The organism is Aneurinibacillus migulanus, assembly GCF_001274715.1.
GTDB lineage: Bacteria > Bacillota > Bacilli > Aneurinibacillales > Aneurinibacillaceae > Aneurinibacillus > Aneurinibacillus migulanus.
The window spans coordinates 4,582,225-4,600,846 of record NZ_LGUG01000004.1 but is presented as its reverse complement, the minus strand read 5'-3'; the positions used below and the strand labels follow the sequence as shown (position 1 = coordinate 4,600,846).

Genomic DNA, 18,622 nt, shown 5'->3' with positions numbered 1-18,622 from the left:
ATAAGGAGGTTAAAATGTCTAAATTGAATTATGATTATAATACATTATCAGGCAATACCATTTATGAAGTAATTACAGGTTCACAGTCGTATGGATTAAATACTGATAATTCAGATATAGATATAAAGGGAATTGTGATTTTACCTAAAGAGTTATTCTTTTCAATGACAAATGAATGGGAAACTGAGGTATTTCATGATCCAGATATTGAGTATCATTCCTTGAAGAAATTTATGAATTTAGCAAACTCACAAAACCCAACCGTGCTTGAAATGTTATATACAGAGTCACAGTTCATCAATAAAAGCACATCTGCTTCTGAAAAACTGCGAGAGAATAGGCATTTATTTTTATCACAGAATTGCTTTTTTGCTTTTGGTGGATATGCTCAACAACAATTAATGAAAATAAAAAATGGATTAGAAAAGGCCACTGATGACGATAGGAATAAGCACTTAAGATATACTGTTGAAAACATTATTAGACGTTTTTCGGAGCGTTACCCTACATACAACAATGACAATATTAAAGTATTGGATATTCACTATGATGAAGATGGGAAGCAACAAATGTATCTGAGTGTGCATTTTGACAATACTCCAATTACACAATTATCCGGTATGGTATCTGAAATTCAAAATGCATATAAAGGATACACAAAAATTGGTAACAGAAATCGCAAACCAGAACAAAAGTTAGGTAAACACGCTATGCATTTAATACGCCTACTTACAACAGGAATTGAAGTATTAGAGCAACAAACAATTCAAGTATATAGAAGTGAGGATAGAGATTTTCTATTATCTCTTAGAAATGGAGATTATGAGTGGGATGAAGTTTTTAAAATGATTGATGAACTTGAGTTGAAATTGCAACAAGCATTTAAGTATACAAAGCTACCAAAGGTTACAGATTGGAATAAGATCAACAATCTATATAAAGAAATTATGTTGGAACATTTTTAGATGGAGGATAAAATGATTAAACAAATTGAGAATCTGATTAATAACAAAAAAGATTGTCCAGTTAAATTTGATAATCTTATATACGTCTGTCAGGGTGGTTCTCATATTGCAGGAACTAATGACGATACTTCTGATTTCGATTTTCGATCAATAGCTATTCCATCTGATGATTATGTTATTGGGATAGATAAGTTTGAACATACAAAGGTAGTAACAGGAAAAAATAAAATTAATCAATTTGAGGATTTTGATTTAGAAATTTTCTCATTTGACTATTTTATAAATCAAGCCGCAAACGGTGAGGTTATTCCTACAGAGATGTTATGGGTAGATAATAAATATGTTCATAAGAAAAGTGATATTATGAATTTATTATTAGATAATCGTGACCTTTTTCTTTCAAAAAATGTCGTTTTTCGGTACATGGGTTTTGTAAAAAGTTGTATAAATTGTGCCTTCTTGCCAATAGAGATTGTAGAAAAAGATGCTAAAAGACCAGATAGAATAGAACGAGTAAGGAAGTACGGATATGAAACTAAATTTGTCATGAATGCTATTAAATGCTTAAGGATTTGTGTTGGTTTGCTAAAGAATAATCAGATTGAATTATATCGTGAAGACAAAGAAGAATTGCTTGATATTAAGAATGGTAAGCTTGGGCACTTTGATAAAGGTATTACCGAGGCTAAGAAGGTAATTTATGAATTAGAACAAGAAAAAGAGTGTCTATTACAACAGTCATCTTTACCTAAGAGGGTAAATAAAGAGTTAGTAAACAAATTTAAAAAAGACTTTTTTATTAAAGTAATTAAAGAAGTCTACGGATATTAAGGATGTGATTACATGTTTATTTCTGAAAATATAAGCAGCGTTTTATTAACTTTGCAAAATAATGGATATGACTCATATTTATATATCTGATTTGATACATCGGCAAATTCTTGTGGTGAGAGGGAAGAAAAGAAGGAAGGGCGGTGGGCGGGAGCGGTCGGAAAAAGACACGCTGGCCTGTCTTCTGCCGGAGCGCAGGGCGCATCCACCCTCTTCTTTTTCAAAATCTCCTCCTTCCAACCACGCTCCCCTGTCAAACTATCAAGTGTAATTTATATAGATGAGGTTTAAATCAACATTTGAAACGTTAGTCCCGTTTGTAGAAAATTATAATTCACCATATAAATAGTTGGTATAAAGTAAATAAGTCAAGGCTAATAAAAATGGGGAGATATTGATGAAAATAATAATAAGTGATGAGAAATTATCAATAGTCGACCAAGATGAAAACAAAAATATATGGATGAAATGGGATGACATATATGCTATTCCACACCTGTTGATTATCCATATATCGGAAGAAATAAGATGCACGCGTCGGCGTGTTCCCTCGTCTTTTTCTCACAAGGAAGGGACACGGTCGCTTTGTGACGCCAAGGCCGGACCGGCAAAACATCTAGGTGTTTCAAAGCGGGAGACAGTTGCCGGTCGGTTTCGTCCTTGGCGCCACACGCTCCACATGAGAAAAACAAAGGGGACGCACGCCGTACGCATCCTTCTTTTCTATCCATTTATGGATACCAAGGGTGTTGATTGTTCCGAGAGGAAAAGACCACCACAACGGGACACAAACAAGGCCTTTCGTCTCCCTTCCCAAGCGCATGCCCCGATCAGGCGAAAGAGGACAGCAACTGTCTCCATCTTCGCGTCTACCCAGATGTTTTGTTGTCCCGCCTGGCGGGGGTAAAAAGCGGCCCTCTACGCTTCCGTGCGGGAGACGAACCGACGCCCGTTTGGGGCACGGTGTGGTGACGATCCACTCTGGATCGTACTGGATAATCAACACCCTTGATGCTATTCATTATTATAAACTCGATTGCATAACTGAAGTTGTTACTTGTCTTGAATTTGATTATGAAAACGGTGAATATTTAGAGGTGAACAGCACTAATGAAGGATGGGAGAACTTAATAAATGGTTTACATAAGTATATACCAATACAAAAGGAAAATTGGAAAACAAATATGCTAAAGTGCAAATTAGACGATAATGGACACACAATCTATCGAAGAATTTAAAGAATCATGACTACATAATAGATTCCAATAAAAGTATAGTGATAGAAACATATGGGTGAATATTAAACTGATGTGTATGGCTACTACTTTACCTTAGATGGTAAGAACATGGTAGTATGTGAGCATTCATCAAACATTGGAGCGGCTTTTGTTGATAAGGAGCCAAAGGTTAAGTTAAAGCTTGTTAAGAACAGGAATACAAATAGTAATGAATTTAGATACAGATAAAGTAAAAATGTCTGAACATGCTCTTCTAAGAGCGAAAGAAAGTTTTGGCCTTGAAAAAGAAGAGACAATAAAGCATTTTAGAGACTTGCTAAAGAAAGCTAAGAGAATTGGCGGTGTTTATGATAGAAATGCATTTACTTCTGTTTTTTATGCAATAGGAAGAGCAGCTAAGCATCCTAATACAGAATTAAATGTAAAACATCAGGCAAGTATCTAAATTTACCTCATAGTAATAAAGAGAGTAAGTATATATATAATATCATCACCCCTGTTGATTATCCATAAGGTGGAAGAAAGAAGATGCACGCGTCGGCGTGTTTCCTCGTCTTTTTCTCGCAAAGAGGAAGCACGGCTGCTTTGCGGTCCCGCCTGGCGGGGGAAAAAGCGGCCCTCTACGCTTCCGTGTGGGAGACGAACCGACGCCCGTTTGTAGCACGGTGGGCTGATCGTACTGGATAATCAACACCCTTGTAATATCATGATTAAAGACGGTAAGAAAACCTTTATAAAGGCAACAAGTAAAAAGCAAATTGCAGTGTATAGGGAAATTGTTATTAATAACCATAAACAACAAGAGGTAGCTGAAGAAATGAATGTGACTATATAAATTACACTTGATATTTTGACAGGGAAGCGTGGTTGGAAGGAGGAGATTGAATGATTGAAAAAATAGTGGGGCTTATTGTATTCATTGTTCCACTTATTGTAGGGGTATTTGTTGGATACAACATAGGATATGACAATGGTCGGATAAATACATTGAGAAAAGTAAAAGGTGAACCGGAAATCGAAAATTGGAAGCCTAAAAAGTATAGATGAAATGTTGTCTGAATAACAAAATAAATAGAGTGAAAATCTATATACATCTGATTTGATAAATCGACAAATTCTTGTGGTGAGAGATAAGAAAAGAATGAAAAAAATCAGAGGTTGGAAAAAGACACGCCCGCCTTTTTTCTGCCGGGGCGCAGGGCGTATCCACCCTCTTCTTTCTCCATCTCTCCTATTTCCAACCACGCTACCATGTCAAAATATTAACTGTAACTTATATAAATAATGCTTTTCTTAAAATAAGAACAACACTTATAATGAAATTTAAATGGAAAAAGAAGGATTGCATAAAAATAAATGGTTAATTAAATATCTAAATTAGAAAATGCAATAAGTATTTTATGGCATTTTAAAATAGAAAATTATAAAACGAGGAGCAAAAAATATGAATAACGATAAGACGGCTTTCTCTACTAATGCTGAATATGATAATAGTAATGACCAATATCCACAATTCAGTGAAGCGATTAAACATCACTTTTCTACTTTTGATAATCTCCCACTCTTTACTACTGATGCAGAGGGATTATTTGAAGCGTTTCTTGAAAGTTTACCGCATAAAGCAAGACAACATTATACTTGCAGCTGCTGCCGACATTTTGTGAATCGTTTTGGTGGTCTAGTGTCTATTTCTGAAGATGGTGAGATTAGTTCTGTTTTATGGGATGAAGACAACACACCTAAATTCTTCGTTAAATCTGTAAAGGCAATGAAGGAAATTGTCCTTAAATCTAAAGTTACAGGAGTATTTGTATCGAGTGAGAAAACACTTGGTCAACCACATTCTGGTGGATGGGATCATATGGCTGTAACACTTCCTACAGAAAAAGTTTATTATTCTAGATTAAAAACTGCTGGACAAGAAATGGCAGAAAAAAAGGAAGACTTCAGGATTTTGAACGCTGGGTTGGTGGAATATCCTTTGGATGCTGTAGACCAAGCACTAATATTACTAGAATCAGAATCATTATATAGGTCGAATAAGATTCTTGGTGTTGCCAAATTCCTTCAAGAGCTACATATTAAACGTCAAAACACTCGAAACAGTCGAGTTCAAGATAACATCACTTGGTTGGCTGTTGCAACTGCTCCTGCTGGATTCTGCCATATTAAGAGTAGTATGATTGGAACCTTGCTTGATGATATTGTTGCTGGACTTTCATTTGATTCTATTAGTCGTAGATTTGCAGAGAAAATGAACCCATCTAATTACATGAGGAGTCAAGTTGCTCCATCTCAAGGCAACATTCAACAAGCAGAAAAGATCGTTGAAAAGCTTGGTATTGCTAATTCACTACGAAGAAGATATGCAACGTTTCAGGAAATTACACAATTCATTTGGAAAAATAATGAGTCCTCTAAGGAAAAGAGCGATGTGAAAGTTGAGGGCGTATTTAGTAATATTACACCTAAGGAAAGTAAGCCTAATAAAGTAGAATTGCCAAATACAATTATGACATGGGAAAAATTTCAAAGGACAGTGTTGCTGACAGCAGAAAGTATTGAAGTTAGGGTCGATAACCCTAATCGGCTGATGGCTCTAGTGACTGCTTCTGATCAACAGGCTCCTAATATTTTACTATGGAATAATCCGTTTAGCTGGTATTATCATGGTGGAATTGATGGTGAAATTAAGAGGCGGGTTGAGAGTGCAGGAGGGCGATATGAGGGTAATGAAATCCGATGCTCGCTCATTTGGGAAGGGTACACAGACCTTGATCTGCATTGTGTGACTCCTAGTAGTGAACATATTTACTACGGAGACAAAATGAGTTCCTGTAATGGTTGGTTGGATATTGATATGAATGGCGGTAGTCACAGAGACTATTCACCAGTTGAGAACATTCGATGGAGTAATGGTCATGCGTCAAAAGGTAAATACGTCTTCTATGTTCACAACTATTGTGAAAGAGGAAGCGGAAGGACTCCATTTAAGGCCGAACTGGAAGTTAATGGTCAGATTTACACCTATCATGGTGTTGCTGGCAATACCGGCTTTAAAGAAACTTTGTTCACTTTCGACTACGTTAAGGGACAACACCCGGACATCTCTAGCACGAATTATTCGTCTGATAATGCATGGAATGTTCAACTAAACAGCTTTGTTAAGGTAAAAGGCATAACCAATTCTCCAAATCTTTGGAATGAAGAGAAGGTTACTCATTCAGGTCATCATATTTTCTTTTTATTGGACGGATGTAAGGATTTATCCGAGGGGAAGGGTAGAGGATTTTTTAATGAGACGCTTAAATCTGAACTTCGTGAAATTCGCAAGACACTAGAAGCTTATACTGCAAACACTCCAATTGAAGATGTTGAGAATGCTTCTGCTTGCGGAGTAGGTTACTCAAAAGATAGTGAATGGGATTTGACTCTGAAAATAACCTCAAATAACTCTACGAGAATTATTAAAATTGATAGATGGGATTAATTATTAAATAATGATATGGGAAATGGAGAGTGTGTAATTCTTCGTTTCCCATAAATCTGTGTTTTACTATGAAATAAGGAAATAGCTTAATAGACTGGGAATGGTTTGAATTATTAGTTTTTATGTTATCATTTTCTTTTCGCCATAGCTTTAAATATTTTGAAATGAACAATTATAGAGAGAATAAAATACCTTGAAATGTAGGTTAGATGAAATTAAAAATAGGAATAAGACTTAGTTGAACAATTTATTTTATAATAATCGATTAGAAACGACTATTTATTATCGAGAACAAAAAGGAATAAAGAGCACTCAAATAATGAATGGCCCTTAAATGGCGATTTCATTTTTCATTGCCTCAAGTATATCCTCGCTTCCTGGTACTAACAGTTTGTTACGTGACATAAAATCAATCCTTTCGGTTGTCCTAACGTTTAGTTTGTCTTAAAAATTGATTTTTATGCGTGGAAAATTTAATGCATAATAACACTCTAGCCTGTCTAACATGATGTGTAAGGGGTGTTATAAATGAAGTCTTTAACTGGCTTAATTGATGAGCTGAACAAGTACAACAATATAGTTATTAGCGAAGAGGTACATGGAATGTTGTGGCGTGATTTTGCAGAACAAGTGATTAGATTAATTGGAAGTAGGAATGTTGCTGTTGAATGGGAAAGAGATTGCGTATTAATTAAGAAAAGAGAAAAGAAGATTATTTAGATATGTAAGGAATGTCCTGTTACAATAGCAGGATATTCATTTCTTTTGATTTAATAATTAAATAAATGATATATAAATTTTATAATCGTGATATGCGTGCGATACAATAGGAGCAGGAAAACAAAGGCAATCTGTAGAATGTATAGATTGCCTTATTATATAGGTGGAAGTCTTCAATGAGATACAGAAAATAATAAAAGAGTAACTTTATAAATTTGGGCTCTGTTAAAGGAAAATGTTGTAGCCAAACTTTCACTCATACAACTAATACAGTTTTGTATCGTACTCAAAAAGACGATGAATGGATTACATTTGTTGAATGTATGTTTAAAGGCTATTCCCTGCGAAAATTGGCTGAAATCGTAGGAGTTACTTAGGTTACGCTTTTTTGCTGGAGACACAAGCTGTTAAATGCCATCAAACAAATGGATTACGAACAATTTGAAGGAATCGTCGAAATGGACGAGACCTATTTCCTATACTCTGAAAAGGGGCAACGTGGCATTAGGAAACGCAAACCTCTATACATCTGATTTGATACATCGACAAATTCTTGTGGTGAGAGGGAAGACAAGAAGGAAGAGCGGTAGGCGGGAGTGGTCGGAAAAAGATACGTTGGCCTTTCTTCTGCTGGAGCGCAGGGCGCATCCACCCTCTTCTTTTTCTGAATCGCCTCCTTCCAACCACGCTACCCTGTCAAAATATCAAGTGTAATTTATATCGTAAGCGTGGAGGTAAGAGGAATTAGTCGCGAACAGGTTTGTATTCTTGTTGCAAGAGACCGTACAAAAGCTACTGTCCCCAAGATTGTTTGTATGGGTCGTGTTATAAAAAAGTTGATAATTTGATTGGCTCTAAACTAATCTCTGACAATGTGTTGATCACAGATACTTATAATAGAGGTTGGGTAAATAAGAGGATTCTGGAGGTGAATTTATGAATGAATGCCGTGAAATAATAAATAATTTAATCCCATTAAATCTTCTAATGAAAAACTTTGGCGAAGAAATCATAGAAGAAATTGCATTAAATCTATATAAAGAAGAAAATTATCATTTATATGAAAAGGCTATCTTTTATAAATTACCCATTGTAATAAGAGATGTAATACTTATAATCAATTTTGACACAGAACTTAATATGCAGGGTATATTGGGTTTTTTAGAGAATTCAACAGGATTATTCTTAGATGATACGATAGAAACCTTAGAACGTATACAAGCTGAAGAAGATTACAAAATACTTAAGGCTATAAGATCAATATTACAAAAAAACAATGTATCAACTTCGGACTTGAGAGTTAACGTTGATAGCCAAGAAGAATACTCTGTAAATAATTTTATTGAAACACACGGATCGGAATATGATGAAATGGCGGATGAAATTTGTAAAATAGCTGATAGACTCTATTTATATTCAGAGGATAGAAATATATTTGATAACCTTGTAAGATATGTAGATACAAATAAATCGTATTTGATAGAGGAACTAACCAAATAATTGAGTTCGTCTATATACATCTGATTTGATAAATCGACAAATTCTTGTGGTGAAAGGGAAGACAAGAATTTGTCGATGTATTAAATATAGCTCACCCGTTGGTTGAACAAGGTAAAAGCCTGTGGAAATTCTATTTCTATTCCAATTCTGCTTGTTTCATATAATATTCCATCGCTTGATTGAGCCATTTCTGCTCATCTTCTGTGAATGGAGAAGGTGTCATATCTTCAAGTTCTTGAATATCCAGTTCTTCCACATCAGCATCAGCTAGCTTTTGTATCAAATCCCTACCAAGAAACTCAAAAGACGCTTCTAGATACGTTTTAATCATTTCTTGTACTTTTGAATCCTTTACAGGTTTACCATATAATTGTTTTACTTCCTTAGCAAATTGAATGAAGGTTTGATCTAAGGTGATTTTTTCTTCTTCCGTTTTCTTTGACAACCCTTCCACTATATCTGTTAGCATATGCCGTTTCATCCATTCTTTTTGCATATTTTCCGTCTGTATACTATGGATAAGACTGAATAATATGGTGCTATCCACTTCCTCTTCTTCCTTCAGTAATTTAACGACTCTCTGAATAGCAGTCATTGATTGTTCGATTTGTTCTTTTTCTTTTTCTAATACTTGCAAGTGGAGGGTTAAAGTCTCATTTAAATCAACGGTAAAACTCGATTCATGTAACAAGCTAGTGATTTTATCCAGACTATATCCCAGGAACTTTAGACTTACGATTTTCTGTAAGGTTAGAATATCTTGATGATTGTAAATGCGGTGGCCTGACGTTGGGTGCTTTTCTGGTTGTAAAAGACCGATTTCATCATAGTAATGTAAAGTGCGAATGGATATTCCTGTTTTTTCCGAAAATTCCCCAATGGAATACTTGTTATTCCCTTCCATCAACATTCCTCCCATAAAAAAGTATATGTACATTATGCAACCTTACGTAACTAGAGGTTCAAGAGGAAAATGGGAACAAGAATAAATTTTATGTATCACATTCTTTTTATCCATCTATGGATACCAAGGGTGTTGAATGCTCCGAGAGGAAAAGACCACCACAACGGGACACAAACAAGGCCTTTCGTCTCCCTTCCCGAGTGCATGCCCCGGCCAGGCGAAAGAGGACCGCAACTGTCTCCTTCTTCGCGTCTACCCAGATGTTTTGCGGTCCCGCCTGGCTGGGGCAAAAAGCGGCCCTCTATGCTTCCGTGCGGGAGACGAACCGCCGCTCGTTTGGGGCACGGTGTGGTGGCTATCCATTCTGGATCGTACTGGATAATCAACACCCTTGTTCAAATATAGCTATCAAAATAATTGGCGCGATTGTTACCATAATCACAACAACAGGAATAAACCAAAGTGCAAAATATAAAGTTAAATAAAACTTATAAAACGCAATTAAGGACAGGCGGTGAAGCAATAACATAGTAACTCACGTTGATTCAGTAACATTAAATCAAGGAGTATTTAGTTACAAATATTTAACTGGAAAATAACGACAAGGGAAAGTTTCCGTTGTCTGGCTTGGTTAAGTGTGGAGTTTGTGGGTATACTTTATCTTTTGAAAGAAAAACCGATTATATTACTATACGTGAATACAGGCATATGGAAGACGGAATCATAATTTGCGAAAACAAAGGAGGAGATTCAAGGCTTGCATCTCTGAACTTGAAAAAGAGGTTAAAGTGATAGAAGGAGCAATTGAGCGAATTCACTTGGCATTTGAGTCTGGAGCATACGATATAGATACTTATAAAGAGCGGCTCAGGAAGGCAAGGGAGGATATAAATAATTTAGATGAAGAAGTAAGAGTGCTAAAACGAAAAGCAAGTAATCAAGATGCCATTTCAAACAAAGAGAGAATTGAAATTATAAATGATTTTCTTGAGCGGGTAGAAAATGAGAAAACGGAGATGGAATTAAACAAGCTATACAAAAAGGTGATACACGGTATGCTCAGTGTACATATAATCACCTTATAAGATCAACAGTGAAGCTATGAGTGTTCATCATTACCGGCTTGTCAGAAGTAACGGTTATATCTATTATCTCGACCTGCCCGTACTGTTTGAGCAATGGCTCAATTGTATGCAATGGATGAACCTCTCCAGGTTTGACAGCATCCGTATCATCATCTACTGACATGGCGATCGTCCCATCAGTATTTAGAACGACGACTTTTCTTGCGGCTTCTTGCATATTTCTCATTATAACCTCCAGTAATAATATTTCTTTCATCCATATTCCATGGTACGATGAAATAAGGAGAACCGGAAGAACAAAGGGAGTCGAATGCTATGATATCGACCTTAGGAGCAGCACTTGCTCCTGGTATTGCTATTTTGAGCTATTTTTATCTAAAAGACAAATATGAAACAGAGCCGCTGCATATGGTGGTCAAAAGTTTTATTACCGGTATTTTACTTGTTTTCCCCGTAATGGTCGTGCAGTTCGGTTTTCAGGAAGAGCTGGAATTGGGCGTGTTTGCACAATCGTATTTTCTCGCGGGATTTCTCGAAGAATTTTTTAAATGGTTTATGATTTACTATACGGTATATAAGCATGTAGAATTTAATGAACCGTACGACGGCATCGTATATGCGGCGGCAGTTTCGCTGGGGTTCGCGACCTTGGAGAACTTCTTCTACCTATTGTCGCATGGGTTGTCCACAGCGTTTTTCCGTGCGTTGCTTCCAGTGTCAAGTCATGGCCTGTTTGGTGTGTTAATGGGATATTATCTTGGTAAAGCAAAATTTGTGGCTGATCCGCGTAAAAAACGTATATATCTAGGAATGAGCTTAGGGATTCCGGTCCTTCTACATGGTACGTACGATTTTATTCTTATGGCAGGTAGCGACGTTTGGCCTTGGTTAATTATCCCATTTATGGTGATTTTGTGGGCCGTTGCCATTCGACGTAGCAGCGCCGCACTCGACAGGTCTATTGCCGCTGCCTTTAGGCGACACTATGAACAAGAGGAGGCGGAAAAAATATGATGACTGAATACGAGCGATATAAAGTAACGATTTATTGCCCGGTGTGCGGAGAACGTTATATTCTGCGTGGAAGCCGTGAGAAGAACGGAAAAATCGAGACGGGGTTTAAGCAATGCGTTTGCAGCAATGACCGTAACTTTCATATTTATTCCGAACAACTGTAAAGCGGGCGGAAATAAGAAAAACTCGTGGGCGTTGCCGTCCGTCCTTTTTCCATACAGAAGCCAAACGGCCGCTTTGTGTCACTTCAGGCGGACCGACAAAACATCCGGGTGTTTTTATGAGGGAGACCGTTGTCGGTCTTTTTCGCCCGTCGTTCCACACGCCCCACGAGTTTTTCAAGTAAGACGATCGGAAGAAAGTAGGTATTGCTGTCCTCCTTTACAGCGACATCTACTTTCTCATCCATAAAAAAAGCGAAAAGGACACTTCCTTTTCGCTTTTTTGCATAAATGGGCAAGCCTTTCCTCACACTACTACCAACACGTATGTAAGCATGGAAGACAAGAGGAAAGGTGATGCAGATATGTATTGGAAAATTGCAGGCGTGCTGGCGCCCATTCTTGCAGTCGGAGCCATAGGAGCCGGTATGTGGGGCTACCAGGAGAATCAGGAGAAAAACTCCGTGCTCATTAAGGCGGAGAACCAGTATCAACGAGCATTCCACGATTTGAACTATCATATGGATAAGCTTCAGGACGAGCTTGGCAAAACGATTGCCGTCAATTCCCGTCAACAACTTACTCCCAGCTTAACGAATGTTTGGCGCCTTGCTTATTCGGCACAAAATGATGTAGGCCAGCTACCCTTGACACTGATGCCGTTCAACCAGACGGAGAAGTTTCTTGCCAATGTGGCCGATTTCAGTTACCAAACTGCTGTTCGCGACTTGGACAAGCAGCCACTGACGGACAAGGAGCATAAAACACTGCAGGCGCTCTATCGCCATTCCAAGGACATACAGGGCCAGCTACAGAAAGTACAGACGGCCGTCCTTGACAAGCAACTGCGATGGATGGATGTAGAAACGGCGTTAGCCACTGAAGAAAAACAGGAGGATAATACGATTGTCGACGGTCTTAAAGTGGTTGATAAAAGCGTAGAGGGGTACAAAGATGTCGATTTTGGGTCAGGAATTGGAAGCTTGAATGCGACGCGCAAGCTAAAAGTCCAATCCATTAAGGGCAAGCCGGTTACCGCCGAGGAAGCGAAGCGTAAAGCGCTCGCATTTACAAAGTTGAAGCCAGAGCAAATAAAAGAAGCCAAAGTAGTGGATAACGGAAACAGTCGGGAGTATCAATCTTTTAGTGTTCACATTACACGTAAGGATAGTCCGGCTCCGGTTAACGTAGATGTGGCCAAGAAGGGTGGCCAGGTTGTCTGGATGCTGGATGAACGTGATATCGAGGCTCGAAAGCTAGGGATCGAGGAAGCAAAGCGTCATGCAGACACGTATCTGAATGAACGGGGATACCGCTCCATGGAAGCTGTGTCCTATGATGAGTATGAAAACCTCGCCGTCTTTACGTACGCCTACAAGCAGGGCGATGTCCGTGTATACCCGGATACGGTTACGGTAAAGGTAGCACTTGATAAAGGAAATATATCAGGATTCCAGAGTGAAAGTTATGTACTGAACCATAAGGCGCGTGTACTGCCGAAGCCGAAGATAACCGAGGCACAGGCTCGCAAGAAAGTGAATCCGGGCTTGAAAGTCGAAGAGGCACGACTTGCGGTGATCGAAGACGACAGAGGACAGGAAGTATTCTCTTATGAATTCTACGGCGGATTTAATCAAGACAGGTACCGTATCTACATCAACGCACTTACTGGTGAAGAGGTAAAAGTAGAAAAAATTAAAGCACCTGCATTGTAACGAAGAATAAGGAAAGGACGGGACAGGCGATACTGGTGAAAACGAAGGGAGGATTTCCTGTGAGACGAACCGAAGAATCCGCTTATGAAAAACGTTTCACCTGCCTGGCCCGTCGAGTGGAGACATGTCTGGTTGTTGCTATTGTAGCTGGATGGGTGCTGCTCATCGTCAGTCAGGCCCTGCTTACGTACGAACCTGTCCGTTATTGGCTGGTCGAGACGGTGCGGATGGAAGGCGTTGCATCACCTTAAGGCCCTATGATACTATGAAGGTAATTAACATACTAGCGGATAAACCTGCGCTTTGAATCAAATATGCAAAAGAAGAAGCAGGCACGACCTGCTTTTTTTTTGAAAAAAATAGAGAGAAAAGGTTGAGAGCGAGAAGCTGGCGTATGTACTTTAGCTTTCTTCTTTGCCTAGTTGGGATGTGATAGTACGATGAAAATTGCGATTGATGGACCGGCAGGAGCCGGCAAAAGCACCGTAGCACAGCAGGTCGCAAAGCGGCTCGGAATATTGTACGTAGATACCGGGGCAATGTATAGAGCGGTGACGTTTACTGCACTTGCGCGGGGATATTCTATAGAAGATGAACACAGCCTGCGAGAGATGCTTGATGAGATTAATTTGACGCTTGAAATCAAAAATGGAGTGCAGCACGTATACGTGGACGATAAAGATGTATCCGAAGCCATCCGCTCTCCAGAGGTGACCCGGCTCGTTTCAACAATAGCCGCATATCCGTGCGTGCGTGAGAAACTGGTGGATATGCAGCGACGAATTGCCAGCTGCAAGGATGTGGTGATGGACGGACGTGATATTGGAACATCGGTATTGCCGGATGCGGAGGTGAAAATCTTTTTGACCGCGTCCATTGAAGAGCGGGCGCGCCGTCGGCTGGAAGAATTCGAGAAAAAAGGCGTGCAAGCTGACTACGCCGAATTGCTGCGAGATATTGAAGAGAGAGATCGCAAAGACAGTGAGCGGGCTATCGCGCCGCTAAAACAGGCGGAAGACGCCATACGGCTCGATACGACCGGACATAGCATCGACGAAGTGGTGGATCGCATCGTCACGCTATATCGGGAAAAAATCGGGGAGAGGGCGTAAGAGATGGAAAGTAAAACATATCCGTTTTTTCGCGGGTTATTTCGGGGTATTTTCAAAAGCTTTTACCGCTGGAAGGTCATTGGACAGGAGAATATTCCGGAAGGAGAAGGGCTTGTACTTTGTGCAAATCATATCAGCAACTGGGATCCGATATTGCTGGGGTGTGGCATAGAACGGCAGGTGCATTTCATGGCGAAGGCCGAGCTGTTTCGTATTCCGGTCATCTCCAGTCTGATTAAGGATTTCGGTACGTATCCGGTTAAGCGTGGGGCCGGAGATCGCCAGGCGATTCGCACATCGCTGGAGCTTGCTAAACAAGGCAAAGTACTTGGCATTTTTCCGGAAGGTAAGCGCAACAGGACAGGCGAGGGCAAGGTAGGCAATATACTACCGGGCGCGGCGATGATTGCGCTGAAGTCCGGTGTACGGGTTGTGCCTGTGGCCATTATTGGACCCTATCGTTTCTTTCGTGGTGTTACCATAATTTATGGGAAACCGGTTGATTTAACCGCGGCGGTAGCGGGTAAAGATAATGCAGAGCGTACGCAGGCTGCCGCCGAAGTCATCCGGAGTGAAATCCAGAAAATTTTGGATATACATAAAAAATAAGCATACCTTTCGGTGTTATTTTCCGCATAGTGTAAGGCATTTTGCTTATCAGAGTATATATGTAGTCCAGAAATTAGCAGGTTTGGCACTAGCATTCGCACACCTAACTTTGGTAAGCTAAGATAAATATGCTGCTGTTTGCTATAAATGCTTGTTGTTTCTTTTAGGAGGTAAGAAGCATTTATTGTTTGAATGGCTTTTATTTCAAGGAGGTATGGTCTATGGTAGAGGAAAATCAAAACGAAATGAATGGTCAACAAGGTTTGGACGGGGTTGAGGTTAACCAATTGTTAACTGGTACCGTTTCCCGTGTGGATGAGAAACAAGCCTTGATTGATGTTGGCTATAAGTATGACGGCATTCTTCCGATTAGTGAAGTGTCCAGCCTTCATATCGAAAAAGTAGCTGATGTTCTTTCCGAAGGCCAGGAAATCCAAGTAAAGGTCATCCGTCTTGATCAGGAGAAGGACGAGATGATCGTCTCCAAGCGTGCGGTTGACGCGGAAAAAGCATGGGATGAGCTTGCTGGCAAGTTCGAATCCGGTGAAGTGTTTGAAGCGACGATTGCCGATAATGTGAAGGGCGGCCTTGTAGTTGATTTGGGCGTTCGCGGTTTTATCCCGGCTTCACATGTGGAGCGCCACTTTGTAGAGGATTTTTCTGATTATAAAGGAAGAACGCTTTCCGTTAAAGTGATTGAACTCGATAAAGAGAAAAACAAAGTGATTCTTTCCCATCGCGCCGTGCTTGAAGATGAAGCAGACAAACAAAAGCAAACGGTGCTTGACAAACTTGAGCCAGGCTCCGTTATTGAAGGTACGGTACAGCGCCTGACTGATTTTGGCGCCTTTGTTGATGTAGGTGGAGTAGACGGACTGGTTCATATCTCTGAAATCGCTTGGAATCATGTTGACAAGCCGTCCGACGTCCTCAAGGAAGGCGACAAAGTTAATGTGAAAATCCTGAAGGTTGACAAAGAGAACGAGCGCATTAGCCTTAGTATTAAGGCAACACTACCGGGTCCGTGGGAGCAAGCTACTCAAGACTTTAAGATTGGCGATGTTGTACAAGGTACAGTGAAGCGCCTGGTGAGCTTTGGTGCATTCGTGGAAGTAGCACCGGGAGTAGAAGGTCTTGTTCATATTTCTCAAATCGCTAATCGCCATATTGGCACACCGGATGAAGTACTAAAAGAGGGCGAAGAAGTAAGCGTGAAAATTCTGGACTTCAATCCTGAAGAAGAACGTATGAGCTTAAGCATCCGAGAAGTACAGGATGAAAAGCAAAAGCAAGAAACGAAGAAAGAAGTAGCAGCCTATCAGGCAGAAGAGAGCAATGCGAACGGTATGGGCGTAACGATTGGCGATCGCATGGGTGATCTGCTTAAGAAATTCAAATCCTAATCCATGACAGAGGGAGCGCAATGTCAAGAACTTCACGAAAACGCGAACACATAGAGCACGCGCTTACAACCGGCCAATCCGGTACACATGGGTTGGAGGATGTGAAGTTTGTGCATAACTGCTTGCCTGACATCGATTATGAACAAGTGGATAGACATACAACAATCGGCGGACTCGCACTGAGTTCGCCGATTGTTGTAAATGCGATGACAGGTGGAGCAAGCGAAACATACACTATCAATCAATCACTTGGAATGTTGGCGCATGAAGCGGGAATGGCGCTAGCAGTCGGCTCTCAGATGGCGGCGATTAAAGATCCGTCTTTGGTTGAGACGTACCGGATTGCACGCCGTGAGCATCCGCACGGGATTTTATTCGGTAACCTGGGGGCGGAGGCAACACCTGAGATGGCACTTCGTGCCGTGGATATGATTGAAGCGGACGCATTACAAATTCATCTAAATGTAATGCAAGAGCTGATTATGCCTGAAGGAGAGCGTAACTTCAGCGGTGCGCTTCGACGTATCGAAGCGATCGTGGCTGCATTGGAAGTACCCGTTATCGTAAAAGAAGTCGGGTTCGGCATGTCTAGGGAAGCGGCGGAGAAGCTCGCTTCTTGTGGTGTGGCGGCAATTGATGTTGGCGGGCGCGGTGGCACGAACTTTGCCCGAATCGAAAATATGCGGCGGACACAGCCGTTTGACATACTAAATGAGTGGGGAATTTCTACGGCGGTAAGCCTGTTGGAGGTAACACAGCTCGAAGAGCGAATTGATGTTATGGCAACAGGCGGTATTCGTACAGGGTTGGACGTGGCCCGTTGTCTGGCTTTGGGTGCTTCTTGCGTAGGTATGGCTGGTGCGTTTCTCCGCTATGCAGTACATGGAGAAATGCAGGAAGCAATCGAATATGTGAGAGGCCTGCATAAAGAGCTTACGGTCATTATGACGGCTTTAGGGGCATCATCCATCCCCTCTCTTCAGCGAGTTCCGCTCGTCGTTACAGGAGATGCATATCATTGGGCAGCTCAGCGCGGCATTGATTGCACTGCGCTTGCGCGGCGGTAGAAGAAACAAAAAGGCAACGTTCGCTTTATGCGACTGTTGCTTTTTTTGTTTCTTTTAAGAAAAGTATTTTGCTCTAAAGAAAAGCCGATGATAACGATAAGGTGACGGGATTTCTTCTTGCTGTTTTCGGCAATAATACTTACAGAAACCTCAGGAAGAAAAGGAGACTTGCACGTATGAATCCGGGATATTTATCGGCTATCTGTCTATTGCTTATTGTGGTGCTGGGCTGGATGGGAGCGCTGGATGGGCTGCTTGCACGCCTGCAAATCCGTATGCGAACATTTTTGGCTCTTCTGTTTGCTGTATATCTGACTAGTGGTTGGCATATTCCCCTTGGTTCAATAACATCGGTCAGTGTAGGTGCTTTTGTACTGCCTGCTATGTACTTCTTTTTTTTGTGGGGAAGACAAGAACGAGACATTCGAAGTTATAATTTTGCGGCGGCTTTGCTTACAGGCGTTACGTTATTCCTGCTCCGATACGTACTTAAGCTCGATCCTGTGTTGCATATTGTGGATGAAATCTATCTGATTGCGGGTGCAACTGCCATACTGCCCCTTGTTATGAGCCGCCATGCGGAACAGGTTATAACGATTGCGGGTCTGGGACTGTGCTTCATGGAAGTTATGTCCTGGATGTTTCTCAATCCGCCCGGCTTTCCTACTGTAATCGGGGAATTTTCATTTCGTGATTCTCTTGTTTTTTCTCTGCTTCTGGCACTGCTTCTGCATATGGTGGTATTCCGCTGTGTGGATGCCAGTACTACATTGGTACGTAAAGTGCTAGTGAAGAGGAGTCGATAAAA

At 40.5% G+C, this 18,622-nt stretch carries 25 protein-coding genes and 1 pseudogene; 23 read left to right on the top strand and 3 right to left on the bottom strand.

What is annotated here, in order from left to right:
• Window positions 1-14: 14 nt before the first annotated feature.
• From AF333_RS23995 to AF333_RS36275, 3 genes are all read left to right on the top strand, one after another.
• Window positions 15-965, top strand: a complete 951-nt coding sequence (locus tag AF333_RS23995) for a nucleotidyltransferase domain-containing protein (protein ID WP_043067964.1) — start codon at window positions 15-17, stop codon at window positions 963-965.
• Between the two features lie 12 nt (window positions 966-977).
• Window positions 978-1,796: a DNA polymerase beta superfamily protein gene (locus AF333_RS23990; protein WP_043067963.1), complete on the top strand. Its 819-nt coding sequence runs from the start codon at window positions 978-980 to the stop codon at window positions 1,794-1,796.
• A gap of 91 nt (window positions 1,797-1,887) precedes the next feature.
• Complete coding sequence (locus AF333_RS36275) at window positions 1,888-2,067, top strand: hypothetical protein (RefSeq protein WP_235496919.1); 180 nt, start codon at window positions 1,888-1,890, stop codon at window positions 2,065-2,067.
• 354 nt (window positions 2,068-2,421) lie between these two features.
• Here AF333_RS36275 and AF333_RS33200 read toward each other — a convergent pair whose 3' ends face one another.
• The gene (locus tag AF333_RS33200; protein WP_139188829.1) at window positions 2,422-2,799 is read right to left on the bottom strand and encodes a hypothetical protein; all 378 of its coding nucleotides are present in this window, start codon (window positions 2,797-2,799) and stop codon (window positions 2,422-2,424) included.
• 443 nt (window positions 2,800-3,242) lie between these two features.
• On the opposite strand from AF333_RS33200, the gene AF333_RS23970 reads away from it, so the two are divergent.
• The 8 genes and pseudogenes from AF333_RS23970 to AF333_RS23955 all read left to right on the top strand — a co-directional run bounded on the left by AF333_RS23970 (window position 3,243) and on the right by AF333_RS23955 (window position 8,744).
• Window positions 3,243-3,479 (top strand): hypothetical protein, encoded by a 237-nt coding sequence (locus AF333_RS23970; protein WP_043067959.1) that lies wholly within the window; start codon window positions 3,243-3,245, stop codon window positions 3,477-3,479.
• An 83-nt stretch (window positions 3,480-3,562) separates the two neighbouring features.
• Window positions 3,563-3,721, top strand: a complete 159-nt coding sequence (locus tag AF333_RS33940; RefSeq protein WP_158502512.1) for a hypothetical protein — start codon at window positions 3,563-3,565, stop codon at window positions 3,719-3,721.
• 198 nt (window positions 3,722-3,919) lie between these two features.
• Complete coding sequence (locus tag AF333_RS33935) at window positions 3,920-4,081, top strand: hypothetical protein (protein WP_158502511.1); 162 nt, start codon at window positions 3,920-3,922, stop codon at window positions 4,079-4,081.
• 52 nt (window positions 4,082-4,133) lie between these two features.
• On the top strand, window positions 4,134-4,319 hold the full coding sequence (locus AF333_RS36270) for a hypothetical protein (RefSeq protein ID WP_235496918.1): 186 nt from the start codon (window positions 4,134-4,136) through the stop codon (window positions 4,317-4,319).
• Window positions 4,320-4,478: 159 nt separating this feature from the next.
• Window positions 4,479-6,524: a YfaP family protein gene (locus AF333_RS23965; RefSeq protein WP_043067958.1), complete on the top strand. Its 2,046-nt coding sequence runs from the start codon at window positions 4,479-4,481 to the stop codon at window positions 6,522-6,524.
• Between the two features lie 528 nt (window positions 6,525-7,052).
• A complete protein-coding gene (locus tag AF333_RS23960) occupies window positions 7,053-7,244 on the top strand; it encodes a hypothetical protein (protein WP_043067957.1) in 192 nt (63 codons plus the stop codon).
• Between the two features lie 209 nt (window positions 7,245-7,453).
• A pseudogene (locus AF333_RS37735) lies at window positions 7,454-8,139 on the top strand (hypothetical protein); the annotation flags it as partial.
• Window positions 8,140-8,180: 41 nt separating this feature from the next.
• Window positions 8,181-8,744 (top strand): DMP19 family protein, encoded by a 564-nt coding sequence (locus AF333_RS23955; protein ID WP_052812331.1) that lies wholly within the window; start codon window positions 8,181-8,183, stop codon window positions 8,742-8,744.
• A 136-nt stretch (window positions 8,745-8,880) separates the two neighbouring features.
• On the opposite strand, the gene AF333_RS23950 is transcribed toward AF333_RS23955, so the two are convergent.
• Window positions 8,881-9,648 (bottom strand): MerR family transcriptional regulator, encoded by a 768-nt coding sequence (locus AF333_RS23950; protein ID WP_043067956.1) that lies wholly within the window; start codon window positions 9,646-9,648, stop codon window positions 8,881-8,883.
• Window positions 9,649-9,764: 116 nt separating this feature from the next.
• Here AF333_RS23950 and AF333_RS36260 point away from each other — a divergent pair, with 116 nt between their 5' ends.
• From AF333_RS36260 to AF333_RS23940, 3 genes are all read left to right on the top strand, one after another.
• Window positions 9,765-10,133 carry a hypothetical protein gene (locus AF333_RS36260; protein ID WP_235496916.1) on the top strand — a complete coding sequence of 123 codons (369 nt, stop codon included), beginning with the start codon at window positions 9,765-9,767 and terminating at the stop codon, window positions 10,131-10,133.
• Between the two features lie 133 nt (window positions 10,134-10,266).
• Entirely contained in the window at window positions 10,267-10,440 is a 174-nt protein-coding gene (locus AF333_RS37730; RefSeq protein WP_407638664.1) for a hypothetical protein, read from the top strand.
• Window positions 10,437-10,733 carry a hypothetical protein gene (locus tag AF333_RS23940; protein WP_043067954.1) on the top strand — a complete coding sequence of 99 codons (297 nt, stop codon included), beginning with the start codon at window positions 10,437-10,439 and terminating at the stop codon, window positions 10,731-10,733. The genes AF333_RS37730 and AF333_RS23940 overlap by 4 nt, the downstream gene beginning before the upstream one ends.
• Here the strand turns inward: AF333_RS23940 and AF333_RS23935 are convergent.
• Window positions 10,723-10,959 (bottom strand): hypothetical protein, encoded by a 237-nt coding sequence (locus tag AF333_RS23935; protein WP_043067953.1) that lies wholly within the window; start codon window positions 10,957-10,959, stop codon window positions 10,723-10,725. The genes AF333_RS23940 and AF333_RS23935 overlap by 11 nt on opposite strands.
• Before the next feature lie 89 nt (window positions 10,960-11,048).
• Here AF333_RS23935 and prsW point away from each other — a divergent pair, with 89 nt between their 5' ends.
• The 9 genes from prsW (at window position 11,049) to AF333_RS23890 (ending at window position 18,620) form a co-directional block, all read left to right on the top strand.
• Window positions 11,049-11,747 (top strand): glutamic-type intramembrane protease PrsW, encoded by a 699-nt coding sequence (prsW, locus tag AF333_RS23930; RefSeq protein WP_043067952.1) that lies wholly within the window; start codon window positions 11,049-11,051, stop codon window positions 11,745-11,747.
• Window positions 11,744-11,911 carry a hypothetical protein gene (locus AF333_RS34230; RefSeq protein ID WP_158502510.1) on the top strand — a complete coding sequence of 56 codons (168 nt, stop codon included), beginning with the start codon at window positions 11,744-11,746 and terminating at the stop codon, window positions 11,909-11,911. The genes prsW and AF333_RS34230 overlap by 4 nt, the downstream gene beginning before the upstream one ends.
• Window positions 11,912-12,273: 362 nt before the next feature.
• On the top strand, window positions 12,274-13,623 hold the full coding sequence (ypeB, locus tag AF333_RS23920) for a germination protein YpeB (RefSeq protein ID WP_043067950.1): 1,350 nt from the start codon (window positions 12,274-12,276) through the stop codon (window positions 13,621-13,623).
• A gap of 59 nt (window positions 13,624-13,682) precedes the next feature.
• The gene (locus AF333_RS23915; RefSeq protein ID WP_043067949.1) at window positions 13,683-13,874 is read left to right on the top strand and encodes a hypothetical protein; all 192 of its coding nucleotides are present in this window, start codon (window positions 13,683-13,685) and stop codon (window positions 13,872-13,874) included.
• A 189-nt stretch (window positions 13,875-14,063) separates the two neighbouring features.
• Complete coding sequence (gene cmk, locus AF333_RS23910; RefSeq protein ID WP_043067948.1) at window positions 14,064-14,735, top strand: (d)CMP kinase; 672 nt, start codon at window positions 14,064-14,066, stop codon at window positions 14,733-14,735.
• 3 nt (window positions 14,736-14,738) lie between these two features.
• Complete coding sequence (locus tag AF333_RS23905) at window positions 14,739-15,344, top strand: lysophospholipid acyltransferase family protein (RefSeq protein ID WP_043067947.1); 606 nt, start codon at window positions 14,739-14,741, stop codon at window positions 15,342-15,344.
• 221 nt (window positions 15,345-15,565) lie between these two features.
• Window positions 15,566-16,747 (top strand): 30S ribosomal protein S1, encoded by a 1,182-nt coding sequence (rpsA, locus tag AF333_RS23900; protein ID WP_043067946.1) that lies wholly within the window; start codon window positions 15,566-15,568, stop codon window positions 16,745-16,747.
• Between the two features lie 20 nt (window positions 16,748-16,767).
• Entirely contained in the window at window positions 16,768-17,814 is a 1,047-nt protein-coding gene (fni, locus tag AF333_RS23895; RefSeq protein WP_043067945.1) for a type 2 isopentenyl-diphosphate Delta-isomerase, read from the top strand.
• Between the two features lie 176 nt (window positions 17,815-17,990).
• Window positions 17,991-18,620, top strand: coding sequence for a YphA family membrane protein (locus tag AF333_RS23890; RefSeq protein WP_043067944.1), 630 nt, complete (start codon window positions 17,991-17,993; stop codon window positions 18,618-18,620).
• Window positions 18,621-18,622 lie beyond the last annotated feature (2 nt).